The sequence below is a fragment of the Allorhizobium paknamense genome, from assembly GCF_030815125.1.
In the GTDB taxonomy this organism is placed as follows: Bacteria; Pseudomonadota; Alphaproteobacteria; order Rhizobiales; family Rhizobiaceae; genus Allorhizobium; species Allorhizobium paknamense.
On record NZ_JAUSWH010000006.1, the window covers coordinates 97329 to 111345 of the forward strand.

Annotated in this window: 15 protein-coding genes; 7 read left to right on the forward strand and 8 right to left on the reverse strand. The window is 59.8% G+C overall.

Annotated elements, in window-relative coordinates; genetic code table 11:
* Positions 1-13: 13 nt before the first annotated feature.
* On the reverse strand, positions 14-691 hold the full coding sequence (locus QO005_RS11420; protein ID WP_307158165.1) for a response regulator transcription factor: 678 nt from the start codon (positions 689-691) through the stop codon (positions 14-16).
* A 269-nt stretch (positions 692-960) separates the two neighbouring features.
* Here QO005_RS11420 and QO005_RS11425 point away from each other — a divergent pair, with 269 nt between their 5' ends.
* The 4 genes from QO005_RS11425 to QO005_RS11440 all read left to right on the forward strand — a co-directional run bounded on the left by QO005_RS11425 (position 961) and on the right by QO005_RS11440 (position 5456).
* Complete coding sequence (locus QO005_RS11425; protein ID WP_307158166.1) at positions 961-1932, forward strand: Bug family tripartite tricarboxylate transporter substrate binding protein; 972 nt, start codon at positions 961-963, stop codon at positions 1930-1932.
* Between the two features lie 66 nt (positions 1933-1998).
* A complete protein-coding gene (locus tag QO005_RS11430; RefSeq protein ID WP_307158167.1) occupies positions 1999-2469 on the forward strand; it encodes a tripartite tricarboxylate transporter TctB family protein in 471 nt (156 codons plus the stop codon).
* Positions 2470-2558: 89 nt separating this feature from the next.
* Positions 2559-4070, forward strand: a complete 1512-nt coding sequence (locus QO005_RS11435) for a tripartite tricarboxylate transporter permease (RefSeq protein ID WP_307158168.1) — start codon at positions 2559-2561, stop codon at positions 4068-4070.
* A 285-nt stretch (positions 4071-4355) separates the two neighbouring features.
* A complete protein-coding gene (locus QO005_RS11440; protein WP_307158169.1) occupies positions 4356-5456 on the forward strand; it encodes an acyltransferase family protein in 1101 nt (366 codons plus the stop codon).
* 83 nt (positions 5457-5539) lie between these two features.
* Here QO005_RS11440 and zigA read toward each other — a convergent pair whose 3' ends face one another.
* Together zigA and znuA are read right to left on the reverse strand one after the other, a co-directional pair.
* Positions 5540-6754 carry a zinc metallochaperone GTPase ZigA gene (gene zigA, locus QO005_RS11445; protein ID WP_307158170.1) on the reverse strand — a complete coding sequence of 405 codons (1215 nt, stop codon included), beginning with the start codon at positions 6752-6754 and terminating at the stop codon, positions 5540-5542.
* A gap of 133 nt (positions 6755-6887) precedes the next feature.
* On the reverse strand, positions 6888-7889 hold the full coding sequence (znuA, locus tag QO005_RS11450) for a zinc ABC transporter substrate-binding protein ZnuA (protein ID WP_370878056.1): 1002 nt from the start codon (positions 7887-7889) through the stop codon (positions 6888-6890).
* A 114-nt stretch (positions 7890-8003) separates the two neighbouring features.
* Between znuA and QO005_RS11455 the strand changes: the two genes are divergently transcribed.
* From QO005_RS11455 to QO005_RS11465, 3 genes are read left to right on the forward strand one after another with little or no spacing between them, the layout of a single operon-like run.
* Positions 8004-8924: an ATP-binding cassette domain-containing protein gene (locus QO005_RS11455; protein WP_307158172.1), complete on the forward strand. Its 921-nt coding sequence runs from the start codon at positions 8004-8006 to the stop codon at positions 8922-8924.
* The gene (gene znuB / locus QO005_RS11460) at positions 8917-9720 is read left to right on the forward strand and encodes a zinc ABC transporter permease subunit ZnuB (RefSeq protein WP_307158304.1); all 804 of its coding nucleotides are present in this window, start codon (positions 8917-8919) and stop codon (positions 9718-9720) included. Before QO005_RS11455 ends, znuB begins: the two co-directional genes overlap by 8 nt.
* Positions 9721-9725: 5 nt before the next feature.
* Positions 9726-10124: a Fur family transcriptional regulator gene (locus QO005_RS11465; RefSeq protein WP_307158173.1), complete on the forward strand. Its 399-nt coding sequence runs from the start codon at positions 9726-9728 to the stop codon at positions 10122-10124.
* A gap of 6 nt (positions 10125-10130) precedes the next feature.
* Here QO005_RS11465 and QO005_RS11470 read toward each other — a convergent pair whose 3' ends face one another.
* The 5 genes from QO005_RS11470 to QO005_RS11490 form a co-directional block, all read right to left on the reverse strand.
* Positions 10131-10658 (reverse strand): gamma carbonic anhydrase family protein, encoded by a 528-nt coding sequence (locus QO005_RS11470; protein WP_307158174.1) that lies wholly within the window; start codon positions 10656-10658, stop codon positions 10131-10133.
* 142 nt (positions 10659-10800) lie between these two features.
* Positions 10801-11139, reverse strand: a complete 339-nt coding sequence (locus tag QO005_RS11475) for a hypothetical protein (RefSeq protein ID WP_307158175.1) — start codon at positions 11137-11139, stop codon at positions 10801-10803.
* A 133-nt stretch (positions 11140-11272) separates the two neighbouring features.
* Positions 11273-11542: a hypothetical protein gene (locus QO005_RS11480; RefSeq protein WP_307158176.1), complete on the reverse strand. Its 270-nt coding sequence runs from the start codon at positions 11540-11542 to the stop codon at positions 11273-11275.
* A gap of 70 nt (positions 11543-11612) precedes the next feature.
* A complete protein-coding gene (locus QO005_RS11485) occupies positions 11613-13040 on the reverse strand; it encodes a D-alanyl-D-alanine carboxypeptidase (protein ID WP_307158305.1) in 1428 nt (475 codons plus the stop codon).
* A gap of 180 nt (positions 13041-13220) precedes the next feature.
* Positions 13221-13952 carry a hypothetical protein gene (locus QO005_RS11490; RefSeq protein WP_307158177.1) on the reverse strand — a complete coding sequence of 244 codons (732 nt, stop codon included), beginning with the start codon at positions 13950-13952 and terminating at the stop codon, positions 13221-13223.
* Between the last annotated feature and the right edge of the window lie 65 nt (positions 13953-14017).

Below are 14017 nucleotides of genomic sequence, written 5' to 3' on the forward strand. Positions count from 1 at the left end.
GAAAAGCGATGTCTCAGCCGTTGTCATCGGCCACCAGTTGATAGCCGAGGCCGCGCACGGTGACGATGCGGGCGGCTGCCCCCTCCAGCTTCTTGCGCAGTCGGCCCACATACAGTTCCACCGCGTTCGGCCCAGCCGATTGTTCAAAGCCGAAAAGCTGATCCAGCAGCTCTTCCTTGCTGAACACCTTGCCGGGCCGGGAGGCCAGAATTTCCAAAAGCGTGATCTCGCGGCGCTTCAACTGCACTTCCCGCTTGCCGACCTTGACGCTGCGATTGGCACGATCAAGGCTGACATCGCCGAAATTCAGGATATTGGTGGCGTGGCCGCTGTTTCTGCGGCGCATCAGCACGCGGGCGCGGGCTTCGAGTTCGCGGAAGTCGAAGGGTTTGACGAGATAATCATCAGCCCCAAGGTCAAGCGCGCCCACCCTGTCATCGATTTCGGAACGCGCCGTCAGCACCAGAACCGGCACATCCCGCTTGGCGCTGCGCAATCCCTTCAGCACCGAAAACCCGTCGAGGCCCGGCAGCATCACGTCGAGAATGACCAGATCGTATTCGGTGAATTCCAGGATTTCTGCGGCATGCGCGCCATTGGTCTGCCAATCGACCGTGTGGCCGGCAGACTGAAAGCGCCGACACACGGCCTCGCCGACATCGTGGGTATCTTCGACCAGCAATATGCGCATGACGGGTGAAACTCGAACGGATTGCAAGCATAAATGCTGACATGTCAGCCGCGTTCGATCAAGAGTCTCAGCAATTTTTAACGATGACAGGAGGGTGACAGCAATACGGCATAAGCTGGGCATCACTGCCGGTTCAGAGGAATACCGGCAGACCGGGGAGGGTATTCCGGAACGAGCATGGCTTGTGTTTGACGCGCTGACCGACGGTTTGCGCGGCGGATGCGTGTGGCTTTCGGACCCTCTTTGTCTGAGACAATTGGGAGGAACGCATGAACAGAATTTTCACGAGCCTTGCTGCCGGCGCGGCACTCATGGTCATCCAGGCGGGTGTGGCCATGGCGGAGCCCTCAAAGCCCGAATGCCTTGCTGGCGCAAAGCCAGGCGGCGGTTTCGATCTGACCTGCCGCCTGGCAGCCAATAGCCTGCTGGAAGCCAAGGAAATCTCCCGCCCCATGGTCGTCACCTATATGGAAGGTGGCGTCGGCGCGGTGGCCTATAACCATATGATCGGCAAACGCGGCAAGGATGGCAATGTTATCTCGGCTGCGTCTTCCGGCTCGGCGCTTTTGATCGCCCAGGGCAAGTTCGGCCAGTATGATGAGACGGCAGTGCGCTGGCTGGGCGCCCTTGGCGCGGATTACGGCGTTTTGGTCGTGTCGGCCAACTCTCCCTACAAGACCCTTGGCGAACTGGTTGAGGCTTATAAGGCCGATCCGACCGGCTTTGCCATTGCCGGTGGCGGAGCCGTCGGTTCGCAGGACTGGATGAAGGGTTCGCTTTTGGCAAAGGCGGCAGGTCAAGAGCCGAAGAAAATGCGCTATGTGGCGCTGGAGGGTGGCGGAGCCGTGCTGACGGCGCTGGAAGGCGGCCATGTGAAGGTGGGCTCCGGTGATGCTGCGGAAATGGTCAAGCACCATACGGCAGGCAAGGTACGCATTCTGGCCGTGATGGCGCCTGAGCGGCTGCCGGGAGAATTGTCGAGCGTGCCGACCGCCAAGGAACAGGGCTTCGACATCGACTGGCCGGTATGGCGCGGTTACTACGTCGGCAAGGATGTTTCCGATGCCGATTACCAATGGTGGACCCAGGCTTTCGAAAAGATCTCCAAGACGCCTGAATTTGCCAAGGAGCGTGAAGCGCGTGGCCTTTTTGAATTCACCTTGGTTGGCGATGCTTTCCAGGAGCGCGTGAAGCAGGACGTGGCTCGCTTCAAGATCCTCGCCAAGGAAGCGGGAATGTAAACCCTTCTGCTCCCGGCGCCTCTGGTCCGGGAGCTTTCCCATTTTCATCTTCAAAGGGTGACAGCCATGTCGGACCTTCCTACACCGTCCTCGGCTTCGAGGCGGCTTGTCGGCCGTATCTCGGCCATATGCCTGCTGGCGCTCGCCGCCGCTTACGGCATTGGCGGCAGCATGATCGAATATGCCTTTGCTTCCGACCCGCTAGGGCCTCGGGTGTTTCCCGTCGCGCTGGCCGTGGTGCTGGCGGGGCTCAGCCTGTTTTACCTCAAATCACCCGGCTGGGCGGAGGGCTTTCCCTCCGGTACCCTTCTGCTGCGCATTTTGAGCGTCCCCGCGCTTTTGGTCGTTTCCGTGCTGTTGTTCGAGCCAGCGGGCTTTGCAGTCTCCGTCTTTGTTCTGACCTTCGGCACCGGCATCATCTTCGGCGCGCCCTGGCTGAAATCACTGATCGGCGCGGCGGGTCACGCCGCACTCTGGTGGGTGGTGTTTTCGCTGCTGCTCGAAGTCTATCTGCCGGCCGGCAATTGGTTTGGCTGAGGCCCCTGCCTGTCTCCTTGTTTTGATGGATTTCCTGAAGGAGAGCCGCTCTGCGGCTTTCCCGGAAATGCTGTAGGAAGGAAAATCCTATGAGTTTTGATTATCTCTGGCAGGGTTTTGCCGTGGCCTTGACCTGGCAAAACCTGCTGATCGGCTTTATCGGCTGCTTCTTCGGCACCATGGTCGGTGCGCTGCCCGCCATCGGCCCGATCAACGGCATCGCGCTTTTGATGCCCATCGCCTATTCCATGGGGCTTCCGGCTGAAAGCACCATGATCCTGCTGGCCGCCGTCTATTGCGGGGCGGAATATGGCGGGCGCATCTCGTCCATCCTGCTCAACGTGCCCGGCGATGCCGGGGCGGTGATGACCGCCATGGATGGCTATCCCATGGCAAAGCAGGGCAGGGCGGGCGAGGCGCTGGCGCTGTCCGGCATCGCCTCCTTCGTTGGCGGTATTCTGGGGGTGATTGGGCTTGCCTTCTTCGCACCCATGCTGGCAGGACTCGCCATCGGCTTCGGCCCGGCGGAATATTTCGTGCTGATGATCTTCGCCTTCGCGACACTCGGCTCCATGGTGGGCAGCGATCCGGCCAAGACGCTGATCGGCTGCACGCTTGGCCTGATGCTGGCAACCGTGGGTCTCGATGCGACATCGGGAGCTTATCGCTTTACCTTCAACGAGCCGGAACTCGGCGACGGCATCGAATTCGTGACGCTGGTGATCGGACTGTTCTCGATCTCGGAAGCGCTGATCATTCTGGAACATCAAAACAGTGGCGTCACTGTCATTCGCGAACTTGGCCGTATGACGGCGCGGGCCAGCGATCTCGTCAAATCCATCGGGGCGACCCTGCGCGGTTCTGTGATTGGCTTCGTGGTCGGCGTGCTACCGGGTACGGGGGCCTCTGTGTCCAGTGCGGTGTCCTACACGACAGAAAAGCGCTTTTCCGATAGCGAAGGCACGTTCGGCAAGGGTGACGTGCGCGGGCTGGCCGCTCCCGAGGCGGCCAATAACGCCACCGCCTGCGGGGCCTTCGTGCCGATGCTGACGCTGGGCATTCCGGGTTCCGGCACTACGGCGGTCATGCTGGGGGCGCTGATGCTCTACAATATCCAGCCCGGTCCGATGCTTCTCAATGAACGGCCGGAAATCGTCGGCGGTCTGGTGGCTTCGCTGTTCATCGGCAACTTCATCCTGCTGGCGCTGAACCTGCCGCTGGTGCAGATCTTCGCCCGCGTGCTGACTGTGCCGAACTGGCTGCTGGTGCCCGGCATTCTGGTGCTCTCCATCGTTGGCGTCTATTCCACCCATGCCTCCGTCTTTGCCATTTTCCTGATGCTCGGCATCGGCATGCTGGGCTGGCTGCTGCGCAAGGCCGGTTTCGACATGGCGCCGATCATCCTCGGCTTCGTGCTGGGACGGGTGATGGAAGTGAACCTGCGCAATGCGCTGGCAATCAGCGGCGGCGATGTCTCGATCCTGTTCAGCAGCACCATCAGCATTGTGCTCTGGGTTCTGGCGGCAGCCGTTGCCATTCTGCCCTTCTGGCTGTCGCGCCGTGCACGCCGCCGTGCAACCGCCATTTCGGGCAATGCGTAAGCACTCTCGCCAGCAACTGGCAACGACGTCTGTGTGAGGAGATTAGGCCTTTCCGGTCTTAGAGCGTCGATCTGGTTGAAGCAGATCGGCGCTCTAAGGCTTTAAATCTGCTGCATAATTTTTGCCTTCAATCGCTTCCGATTTAAGGAATTAGGCAGTAGCCGGAAAGGCTGTGATAACCATATATTTTTACCCTGCCCGAACAATTCTGGGCCGATCAACGCGCAAAGATTGACCTGTTTGGAACCCTGATTATAGCTAACAAAGGGTAAACAGGGGAACGTTATGCGGTTTTACTTCCTGGATGGGGTCAGGGGCATCGCAGCACTTACGGTTGCGCTCTATCATTTCACGCAGCACAGCAATCTGGCGGTTGCGCCACTTGCCTATTTCGCCGTCGATCTGTTTTTCGTGCTCAGCGGTTTCGTTATCGCCTTCAGCTATGAGCAGAAGATATTGAACGGCCTGTCTTTTTCGTCGTTCATGACACAGAGGGCGATCCGGCTTTATCCGCTGTTTCTCATCGGGCTCATTCTCGGCACAGCCTTTCTGCTGGTGGAATGCAGCCTGGGGCTGACGACCGCGGATCAAGGCCAGATTCTTCTGGGTTCAGCCGTGAACCTGCTTTATGTGCCGTTTCTGAACAGCAACAGCGTCACCATGTTCGGTGACGTGGTGACGGGAGCGATTTTTCCCGCCAATGATCCGGCCTGGTCGCTGTTCTTCGAGTTGGCGGTCAACATCGCGTTCTTCTTTGCGTTGAAGATCGGGCGCTGGCCGCTTTACATCGCCACGGCTGCGGTGTTTGCCGTGTTTCTGCGGCTTTGCCTGCTGGACAAGGGCGGCTTGGGTTGGGGGGCGGATAATATTCTCTACGGCGTGCCCCGCGTGCTGGCGGGTTTCTTTGCCGGCGTTTGTGTCTGGCATTTTCTGCGCAGCGGGCGGCTTGCCTGGAGCTATGGCTGGATTGGCCGTTTTTCTCTTCCCGTCGCGTTGGCAATCATCGCCTTTTTCCTGACGGTCAGCTTCTGGCCCTATGACGGGCGGCGGGTGTTCACGCTTGCTGTCGCCGCAGCGCCCTTTCTGGTGCTGGCGGGCGCGAAAGTTTCGCTGCCGCGCCTTGATGGTTTTTTCAGCTGGCTCGGAGCCCTGTCCTATCCGGTTTACTGCCTGCATTTCCCGATGATGCATCTCACCAATGTGGTGCTGCATCAGACAGGCAGCACGCTGGCCTGGTGGCATGTGGCGCTGGGGCTTGCGGCCACCATTGCGCTCTCGCAACTGGCGCTGGTGTATTGGGATGCGCCGCTGCGGACCCAACTGCGCCGCCTGCTAGAGCATTTCCAGGAAAAGTGGCGTCACGGTTTTCCGTCTGGAAATGCTTAAAAACAAAGAATGAGACCGCTTCAGTCTTTCACGGAAACACTGAAGCGGTCCAACGCGGTATCGTTGACGGACTGCGTGAAGGTTCAGGCGCTTGCCAGACGCGGCGGCGCCCAGTCCGGGAAGGGGTCTTTCAGGTTGCGCCAGCGTTCTGGCGTGAAAGCCTCGGCGTCAACGAGGCAGGCATCCAACTGTTCGGTGATTTCGTCTTCGTCCATGGGTTCCATGCCGATGAAGACGATTTCCTGCCGCCGGTCGCCCCAGATCGGGTCCATATAGGGATCGATAGCCCGCAGAAATCCCTGATCCTGCGGCCATTGCTGGCGAGGTACGGAAGACCACCACAGCCCCATGCGGCCTGTGCGCACCAGCGGCCCGGCCTGACTGATTTCGCCGACATGATGAGGGCGGGTTGCCAGCCAGAAAAAGCCTTTGGCACGGATCACGCCCGGCCAGGACTGATCGATAAACGCCTGGAATCGTGCCGGATGAAAGGGTCGCCTGGCCTTGTAGACGAAGGAGCGGATGCCGTATTCCTCGGTTTCCGGCACATGGTCCTTGAAGCCGTGCAACTCCTTGAACCAGAGCGGGTGCGTTTCCGCCCGGCCCAGATCGAAGCTGCCGGTGCCAAGAATGGCGGCAGGCTCGATCATGCCGAAATCGGTCTCGATCAGCCGGGCATCGGCATTGAGCCCGTGAATGATTTTGCGCGCGGCATCCCGCTGTTCCGGCGTGGCTGTGCCCACCTTGTTCAGAACCACGACATCGGCAAATTCGATCTGTTCGACGAGAAGATCGACCAGCGTGCGGTTATCGTCATCCCCGGCGGTTTCGCCGCGATCCGCCAGGAAGTCGGTGGAGCTATAGTCTCGCAACAGATTGGCCGCATCCACCACCGTGACCATGGTATCCAGCGCGGCAATATCGGAAAGGCTGTGGCCGTCCTCATCCCGGAATTCGAAAGTCGTGGCAATCGGCAGCGGTTCGGCAATGCCGGTTGCCTCGATCAGCAGATAATCGAACCGGCCGGAGGCGGCAATCGCCCGCACTTCTGTGAGCAGATCCTCGCGCAGCGTGCAGCAGATGCAGCCATTGCTCATTTCCACCAATTGCTCATGGGTGCGCGACAGATTGGCTCCTCCGTCCCGAACCAGCGCCGCATCGATATTCACCTCGCTCATATCGTTGACGATCACCGCCACCTTCAGTCCGGCGCGATTGTGCAGCACATGGTTCAGCAGCGTGGTCTTTCCGGCTCCGAGAAAGCCGGAGAGCACGGTCACGGGCAGTTTCTTCACCATTGTCATCTCCTTGGGTGCAGGGCGGGTCGGAGAGGTCTCACTCCAATCCACCTTAATGTAATAACATAACATATTCGGGTCTGAAAAAAGCAGGCTTCGCCTTACCGCCTGCTTCTTCCGGTTCTTCAGTTCTTCAGTTTTTCAGGCACTTGACCAGATTGTCAGCCAGTTGCCGCATCAAGGTGGGGTAAAGGTCCGGCCCATCCTTCAGGTCGGCGCCCAGCGGGTCCAGCACGCCGGTCTTTGCATCTGTCCCCTCAGCCACCACCTTGATCAGCTTCGGCGGAAATTGCGGCTCGGCAAAAATGCAGGTGGCCTTCAGCGACTTCACCTTGGCATGGATCTCTGCCACCCGCTCGGCACCGGGCGCCGTTTCGGGGCTGACGGTGATGGAGCCTGCAACGCTGACCGGGTAGTGATGCTCGAAATACTGATAGGCATCGTGGAAGACGATGAAGGGCTTGTCCTTCACCGGTTGCAGCTTGGTCTTCAATTCCGCATCCAGGCCATCCAGCGTCTTTTCGAAGGAGGCGAGGTTCTGGCGATACTGGTCGGCATGGGCGGGGTCCTTGCTGGCCAGCGTGTCCGCCACTGTCTTTGCAATGATGCGGGCATTGTCCGGGTCCAGCCAGACATGCATGTCCATGCCCTCATGACCATGATCGTCATGACCATGATCGGCGTGGGCATCATGCGCATGCTCCTTATGCGCCCCATGATCATGGCCGGCCTCTTCATGCTCATCATCATGGGCATCGAAGGCTCCGCCTTCACGATAGGGCAACAGGGTCAGGCCCGGGGCTTCGGCCAGGGACACAACGGTGGCCTTGGAGGCCAGGGCATCGAGCGGCTTGTCGAGAAAGCTTTCCAGTCCGGGACCGATCCAGAAAATCACATCCGCCTTTTCCAGCGCGCGGGCTTTGGAGGGCTTGAGGCTATAGCTGTGGGGAGAGCCAGCGCCTTCCACCAGGAGATCAGGCTTGCCGACACCCTGCATCACCGCGGCGACGATAGAATGCAGCGGCTTGACCGAGGCCACTACCTCAGCTTGCGCCAAGGCAAGACCCGGAAAGGCAAGGCTTGGTAGGGCAAAGCTGAAAACACCGGCCAGAACAGCATATCGGAAGGAAAACATACGGGTCAGCACCTCAGGTCTTGTACAGGAATGTTACTTTATTACATTGGTTGCGTAACGCTATAACGTGTGTCATAGGCTGATGCAAGTTTCTTTCCCGGAGGCCTTCCACCCTTGTCCGCAAGCTTCGGCAAACCGCTGGTAACGCTCACCAATGCCGGCCTTCAACGGGAGGGCCGCTGGCTGGTGCGCGGCGTGGACCTGACGGTGCATGCGGGCGAGATCATTACGTTGATCGGCCCGAATGGCTCGGGAAAATCCACCACGGCAAAGCTTTCCATAGGCATTCTCAAACCCGACGAGGGCAGGGCGGAACGCAGCGCGGGTGTAAAAATCGGCTATGTGCCGCAAAAGCTTGCGGTAGATCGAACCATGCCGCTGACCGTGCGGCGCATGATGACGCTGACGGCAAAGCTCTCTGCCACCGAGATCGGGGCGGCGCTTGAGGCTGTCGGTGTACCGCATCTGGCGGAGGCCGAAGTGCACCGGCTTTCCGGTGGTGAGTTTCAGCGCGCGCTTCTGGCGAGGGCCATTGCCCTGACGCCGGATCTGCTGGTGCTGGACGAGCCGGTTCAAGGGGTGGATTTCGCCGGTGAAATTGCGCTCTATGACCTTATTTCCCGCATTCGCCGCGAAAGCGGCTGCGGCGTGCTGCTGATTTCCCACGACCTGCATCTGGTCATGGCCGAAACCGATACGGTGATCTGCCTGAACGGTCATGTCTGCTGCCGGGGCACGCCGCAAAGCGTCAGCCGCAGCGAGGAATATCAGCGGCTGTTCGGTGCGGCGGCGGCACGCACGCTGGCGGTTTACAATCATCAGCACGACCATACCCATCTGCCGGATGGCCGGGTGCTGCATCAGGACGGGTCGATCACCGATCACTGCCACCCGGGCGACGGTCATCATCATGACCATCCTGGTAATGCTCATCATCATGACCATCCTGGTAATGCTCATCATCATGACCATCCCCATCCCCATCATCATGATGGCCATGGGCACGATCACGGACCGGAGCATCGCCATGGATGACTTTTTCCTGCGCGCCCTGCTGGCCGGAACGGGGCTGGCGCTGACAGTCGGTCCGCTCGGCTGCTTCGTCATCTGGCGGCGCATGGCCTATTTCGGCGATACCATGGCGCATTCCTCGCTGTTGGGCGTGGCGCTGGCGCTGATGTTTTCGCTCAATCTCACTTTGAGCGTTTTTGTGGTCGCTGCCGCCGTCTCGCTCCTGCTGCTCGTTCTGCAAAAGCGCGGTGGGCTTTCGGCGGACTCGCTGCTCGGCATTCTCAGTCATTCGACGTTGGCCATCGGCCTGGTGCTGGTGGCCTTCATGAGCTGGGTGCGGATTGATCTGATGTCCTACCTGTTCGGGGATATTCTGGCCGTGGAGCCAGTGGATATCGCAACAGTCTGGCTGGGCGGCGCCTTTGTCCTTGCCGTTCTGGCGCTGATCTGGCGGCCCTTGCTGGCCTCCACCGTCAGCGAGGATGTGGCCGAGGCGGAGGGGCTCAACCCGGCGCGGGCACGGCTGGTATTCATGCTGCTGATGGCGTTGGTGATTGCCATTGCCATGAAGATCGTCGGTATTCTGCTCATCACCGCGCTCCTGATCATTCCGGCCGCAACGGCCCGACGCTTTGCCGCCACGCCTGAACGCATGGCGATCCTGGCATCGTTGATCGGCGCGGTCGCGGTGATTGGCGGCCTTTACGGCTCTCTCAGCTACGATACGCCGTCCGGACCCTCAATCGTCGTTGCGGCGCTGGTGCTTTTCGTGATCAGCCTTTTGCCCGTCGTCAGACGCGGCAACGTGTTGAAAGGATGACTATCATGCCGACACAGCCACTCACCCGAAATCAATCGCTGGTTTTTCAGGCTCTGGAAAAGGCGGAAGGTCCGCTTTCGGCCTATTCCATTCTGGACAAGTTGCGCGACGATGGCTTTCGCGCGCCGCTGCAGGTCTACCGGGCGCTCGACAAGCTGCTGGAATTTGGCCTTGTGCACCGGCTGGAAAGCCTGAACGCCTTTGTGATCTGCTCCCATCCACAGCATGATTGCTGCAGCCACGGAACTGTGGCCTTCGCCATCTGCGAGCGCTGCGGCAATGTGCGGGAATTTCACGATCACACCATCGACCATCGGCTTGAAGACTGGTCGAAGGGGCAGGGCTTCAAAGCCGAGAAGACGACTATTGAAATTCGCGGCGTCTGCGCGGAGTGCTTGGCGTAAATCACGTCAGAGCGGCTTCAACTCCCGGGCGAAGCGTTGCCAGTTGGCGATATAGTTTTGGGCAGACCGCTTCAGGCCTTCCACGGCCTTGTCATCCAGGGTTCGCAGCACGCGCGCCGGTGATCCGACGATCAGGGAATTGTCGGGAAATTCCTTGCCTTCCGTCACAAGGGCATTGGCTCCAATCAGGCAGTTATTGCCGATCCTGGCGCCGTTCAGCACCGTGGCTCCCATGCCCACCAGCGTATTGTTGCCGAGAAGGCAGCCGTGGATGATGGCATTGTGACCAATCGTGCAGCCTTGCCCGATGGTGGCCGGAAAACCCATATCGGTATGAATGGTCACGTTTTCCTGCACATTGGAGCCAGCGCCGATGGTGATCGGCTCGTTATCGCCTCGGAGCACCGCGCCAAACCAGATGCCGACATCCTCACCGAGAATAACATTGCCGATAACCTGCGCACCGGGTGCAATCCAGTAGCGGTCAGCGGCAGGCAGATGCGGTTTCAAATCTCCCAGGGCATAAAGCGGCATGACGGCAGGTCCTTTTCATGATCTGCCGCCGATTTTTCGGGATAGGGTTTAGAAAAGCAAGGGCTTTCCAGCCTGTATCAGTCGGGATTTCTGCCGTGATTTCGGGCCGGGCTCCTCGCCCGGCCCCGCCTGTCCGGATGAGTCAGCGGACATACAGCACGAAGCTGCCATCAGAGGCTTCGTCCGCGTAAATCACGTTTTTGAGTTCAACATTCTGCGACATCAATTCCTTGCGCAGAACCTTGTTTTCACGAATGGCCGCCTGCACCTCGCGCGCTTCCGGACTGGTCGATGTCAGGGAGCCTAGATAATCCTGAAAGGAATCATGCTTTTCGATTTCATCCGGCGTGCTGATGATGAAGCGGGGATTGTGATCTTTCGCCAATGCCTGATCGGCTGCTGACATGGCGGCCTGGCTGATACCGGTCATGGCGGCGGTTGCAAGAACGGCGACAAGAGAGACTTTGATCATGCTGGACATGGCTCGCTCCTCCTCGAACGAAACCGGCCTATAAATCGTTAGCCGGTGAAGAAGATCGTCGTGCTTTGTCCGTTCAAATCCAACTCACCTCACGGTGAAATCGGATTAATTCTTTGTCATGTTCCGGCAATGTTTACCGCAGCCGCAGCTTCACAGGCAGCCGTCTGGAATGAGGTGCCACATGCAGGTGAATGCTGGCTTCCGGCTGTGAATAGCGGAAGGCGCGTGCGCCATGGCAGAGCAGCAGCGTCATGAGTTCCTTGGTTTTGGAGCGCGGCTTGTTGATGCCGAAATCCGCCAGGCGTATGGCCGCTTCGTGCAGCGGCGACAGGCCGCTACGCGGATTATACCGGCCTCCCTCGGTTTCCGCTCCGAACTCCCGGAAATTCTCGTTGTTCGACATCTTTACTACCTCGTACGCATGACTTTCGAGGGACCCATCAGGCAAAGACAACACACCCGAACTGGATCATTTACTGCATGGCCGCCCAGCATTTGACGCCGGACTTTTTCAGCGCGTTGCAGGCATTCACGGCATCTTTCTGGTCCTGGAAGCCGCCAAAGCGTGCGCGGTAGACCTGAGAACTGCCTTCACCAAAGGCAACTGCCAGCGGCTTTGCACCACGCAGCGATTTACCGGCCTTGCCTTGCGCGGATTTCAGCAGGTCCATCGCGCCGTCACGGCTGTCGGATGTGCCGATCTGCACGGTCCAGCCACTGGAGGCAGCGGTCGAGTTGGTCACTGTGTGATCGACGCTGGCCGGCGGGGTGGTCTTGGCGGCGGCACCATGCTTGCGTTTTTGCGGCATGGGCGCCTGAGCCGCCAGCGCTGCGACCGCCGCACTGGTATCGCTGGGCTTGGCATAGGCCTGAGCATCTGGCGCATCGCTTTCATCGGAGGCGACTTCGGCCATTTCCTGATAGCGGGCACCGGGAACCGGAACATCAGCCTTGGGCAGGCGCGGGGCTTCCGCAACGCGGGTCTGCACCGGTTCAACCGGTTCCGGCACGCGGTTTGCCCGGGCAATGGCAGCGCCCGAACCGCGGCTTGAAGCTTCCGGCAGGGCTGCCAGCACCAGTTGACGCATGCGGCTGTCACGCGAGGCGCCCGAAGCACCGCCCAGTACGACGCCAACCAGTGAACGGCCTTCGAGTTGCAGCGAGGTTACGAGATTGAAGCCCGAGGCATTGGTGAAGCCGGTCTTGATCCCGTCCACGCCCTTGACGTTGCCAAGCAGCCGGTTGTGGTTGCCGATCACCTGCTTGCCGAAGGCAAAGCTGCGGGTAGAGAAATACGGATAATATTGCGGAAAATGCTGACGCAGCGCGATGCCGAGCCGCGCCTGATCGCGCGCCGTCGTCATCTGCGAAGGGTTGGGCAGTCCGTTGGCATTGCGATAGGTAGTTCGCGACATGCCGAGTGCCCGGGCCTTGGAGGTCATCATCTGGGCAAAGCGAGGTTCGGAACCGCCGATATATTCGCCAAGTGCTGTGGCGGCGTCATTGGCGGAGCGAGTGACAAGGCCAAGAATAGCCTGCTCAACGGTGATGCTGCTGCCCGGCTTCAGGCCAAGCTTGGAAGGCGGTTCGGAGGCGGCGTGCGCAGAGACCGGCACGCGGCTGTCCAGACGGATACGCCCCTTTTCCAGCGCTTCGAAGGTGAGATAGAGCGTCATCATCTTGGTAAGCGACGCCGGGTAGCGCAGGCCGTCCGGATCGGTGGCGTGCAGCACCTTGCCATTATTGGCATCGATGACGATGTCGGCATAGCGTGGCCCTGCAGCTTCGGCAGGCGTTTGCGCAACAAGCGCCGACCCCACCACCAGCAGGGCAAGCGAAAAACGGGATACGCGCCGGATTGTGACGCTCCGGCCAAGGAGGCTAGCAATAGACCTGTTCACCACGTCAACTCTTTTCCTGAATGCTTTTCTTGGCCGCCCCCCAGCGACTACGGGAGAGAGTTTAGGCGCTCAGCGTTACCAAGTGGTTTATGATGAATTTCCGCTTTACGATTTTGCGCAATTTTGAGCGGATTGCGGAAAGTGGCCCGTTACGGGTCAGTTCAGCGGCTCGGGGTCGTTTCAGGGCTTCAAACGCGCCGTGACATAGCGCTGGACGGCCTCATCGATGGCCCGCCACTCCTGAAGATGGCGGCTGGAAAAGCGGTAAAGCACCGTCAGATCGCGCCCCAGATGCAGATCCCGCTGGCAGTCCGCCGTGATCTGGAAAGCGCCGTTGGCTGCATCTATGCAGCGCACGGCGTAATCCGGCTGGCCGGGGCGGGGGGCGGAATACATGATCTCGCCGTCATAGCCCGCGCCCTTGCGGAAGCGGTGGATGGTCAGGCCAAAAGGACCGGCTTCTTCGGCACCTTCGAACAATTGCGCATAGATCGGCCCCATCCGGCCCGACATGTCGCGCGACATGACGCTTTGCGTCAGTTGCAGGAAGAGAAGGCCCGGTGCTTGGGCGGGATCGGTGAAACGCAAACGCGTTTCGGCGCTGAAGCCGGTCATCTCCGGCCAACTGACAACCAGATCGAGCCGCGAAGCCGCGCCATCCTGCCGTTGCCGCGCAAAGCGGAAGGCATTTTCCTCAACGGCAAGCCTGTCGAGGCCGATCGTCACCCAATGTGGACTGGTGGTTTCACTGTAAGTGGCAGTGTCGAGCAGGGCGGAGAGACGCCCGCCGAACAGTGTAAGGCTAAGCGAAACAAGGGCAAGGGCGGCCACGGCCAGCACGCTGCGAAAGAACCAGCGCGAGGAAAGCCAGTCTTCGCTGTGGTGCATGTCCTCTGCTGAAAAATCCGCCACGCTCGCCCCCAGTCCTGACCTTTGCGGACAAGGCGGACGATCAGAATCGCGCCCTTGCCGTAAGG

What these genes read in the sequence shown, in the direction of transcription:
- QO005_RS11420 (WP_307158165.1), bottom strand. Translation starts at nt 691, where the DNA reads ATGCGCATATTGCTGGTCGAAGATACCCACGATGTCGGCGAGGCCGTG.
- QO005_RS11425 (WP_307158166.1), top strand. Translation starts at nt 961, where the DNA reads ATGAACAGAATTTTCACGAGCCTTGCTGCCGGCGCGGCACTCATGGTC.
- QO005_RS11430 (WP_307158167.1), top strand. Translation starts at nt 1,999, where the DNA reads ATGTCGGACCTTCCTACACCGTCCTCGGCTTCGAGGCGGCTTGTCGGC.
- QO005_RS11435 (WP_307158168.1), top strand. Translation starts at nt 2,559, where the DNA reads ATGAGTTTTGATTATCTCTGGCAGGGTTTTGCCGTGGCCTTGACCTGG.
- QO005_RS11440 (WP_307158169.1), top strand. Translation starts at nt 4,356, where the DNA reads ATGCGGTTTTACTTCCTGGATGGGGTCAGGGGCATCGCAGCACTTACG.
- zigA (WP_307158170.1), bottom strand. Translation starts at nt 6,754, where the DNA reads ATGGTGAAGAAACTGCCCGTGACCGTGCTCTCCGGCTTTCTCGGAGCC.
- znuA (WP_370878056.1), bottom strand. Translation starts at nt 7,889, where the DNA reads ATGTTTTCCTTCCGATATGCTGTTCTGGCCGGTGTTTTCAGCTTTGCC.
- znuB (WP_307158304.1), top strand. Translation starts at nt 8,917, where the DNA reads ATGGATGACTTTTTCCTGCGCGCCCTGCTGGCCGGAACGGGGCTGGCG.
- QO005_RS11465 (WP_307158173.1), top strand. Translation starts at nt 9,726, where the DNA reads ATGCCGACACAGCCACTCACCCGAAATCAATCGCTGGTTTTTCAGGCT.
- QO005_RS11470 (WP_307158174.1), bottom strand. Translation starts at nt 10,658, where the DNA reads ATGCCGCTTTATGCCCTGGGAGATTTGAAACCGCATCTGCCTGCCGCT.
- QO005_RS11475 (WP_307158175.1), bottom strand. Translation starts at nt 11,139, where the DNA reads ATGTCCAGCATGATCAAAGTCTCTCTTGTCGCCGTTCTTGCAACCGCC.
- QO005_RS11480 (WP_307158176.1), bottom strand. Translation starts at nt 11,542, where the DNA reads ATGTCGAACAACGAGAATTTCCGGGAGTTCGGAGCGGAAACCGAGGGA.